This window comes from Oleiphilus sp. HI0066, from assembly GCF_001635725.1.
The window spans coordinates 1-1,585 of sequence record NZ_LWFH01001229.1 but is presented as its reverse complement, the minus strand read 5'-3'; the positions used below and the strand labels follow the sequence as shown (position 1 = coordinate 1,585).

Genomic DNA, 1,585 nt, shown 5'->3' with positions numbered 1-1,585 from the left:
CCATCAGCTCGCGCGCTAGGCTGGCGTGACGTACATTTGTCGCATGCGCTCCTGTGCCTTGCAAAAGATGGATGTAACGCTGGAGGGTGTCGGGGGTGATTGTTTCTGGATTGGCGTAAAAATCATCTACCATTGTGGTAACGATCGTTGATGGTTGAAAATACTCGGAAAGTAGGCCTGTATTATCTAAGTATCGGACCATGAAAGGGGGCTCTTGCTGCATGCCAAGAGGCGATACCAAAGTAAGAGTTTTTACTTTATTTGAGTTGTCTATAGCGTAACGTGCAGCTAAATATCCGCCGTAAGAAGCACCGACTAAATGAAAGTTTCGGAGCTCGAGATCTTCAATTAGGTAGGTGAGGGTATGACTCAGGTAATCACGACTTAAGTTTTCAGGACATAGATCTTCTGGTGAGCGAATGCAGCGTGGTGCCCCCGTTAAACCTGAGCCAGGTAAATCAATCGCGATAACACGAAATTCTTGGCGAAGTATTTCGACCCAGCGGTTCCATGTGTGAACAGAGGAAAGCTCGCCATGGATAAGGACAATGGTATCGCCTTCGCCTACATCACGAAAATGCACAGGTAAGCCAAAGTCATTATCGCGATAGTCTGAGTCAGGATAGGTATAGCGGGAAGTGATGTACCAATCAGGTAATTCCGAAAAACCTAGAAAACTAGTCAGAGAAGTCGAGGATTTAGATGCACCCTTCATATTCGTACACGCGCCAAGCAATACAATGCTCAAAGTGACTAGCGCAACTTTTAAAATGCGAAACATACGCAGTTGTTTCTCTCTAACTTCCCAGTAAAACCGTAAGCATACGCAAACTAGCAGACTATTCAGTGAACTAGTGCTGTTTACGTTAGCTAACTTAGTTAGGCATCGTCCAAAGGATGCATAGCGGTGGTATTAAATCCGCCATCAACGAACAAAATCTCTCCACTAATTCCACTCGCTAAGTCGCTACACATAAATGCAGCCGCATTACCCACTTCTTCGATAGTAACATTGCGCTTCAATGGGGCTTGCTTAGCGGTTTCATTCAACATTTTTCTGAAGTTTTTAACTCCTGAAGCAGCTAATGTTCGAATCGGACCAGCGGAGATAGCATTCACGCGAATACCATCTGCGCCCAAGCTATTCGCCATGTAACGAACATTGGCTTCANGGCTCGCTTTAGCAAGGCCCATAACGTTGTAATTCGGAACGACCTGTTGTGAGCCAAGATAAGTTAATGTAAGCAATGAACCGCCTTTTTCTCTCATCAAAGGACGTGCGTACTTAGCGAGCGCAACGAAACTATAGGCGCTGATATCATGGGCGATAGCGAATCCTTCACGAGTGGTCGCATCAACATAATCGCCTTCTAGTTCATGAGCAGGCGCATAACCAACTGAATGCACCACAATGTCGATAGAACCCCACTGCTTTGAAATCTCTTCAAAAACGGCTTCAATTTGCGCATCGTCAGATACATCTAAGGGAAGAATTAATTGGCTGTTCCATTTTTTCCCAAAATCAACAACCCTTTTTTTCAGCTTCTCTGTTTGGTAAGTCAGTGCAATTTCAGCGCCTTCACGA

At 45.1% G+C, this 1,585-nt stretch carries 2 protein-coding genes; both read right to left on the bottom strand.

Features of this window, described 5'->3' with window-relative positions; translation table 11 throughout:
* On the bottom strand, positions 1-781 hold a 781-nt coding region (locus A3738_RS17710), incomplete at its 3' end, for an alpha/beta fold hydrolase (RefSeq protein WP_068763746.1).
* Between the two features lie 98 nt (positions 782-879).
* On the bottom strand, positions 880-1,585 hold a 706-nt coding region (locus A3738_RS17705), incomplete at its 5' end, for an enoyl-ACP reductase (RefSeq protein WP_068763745.1).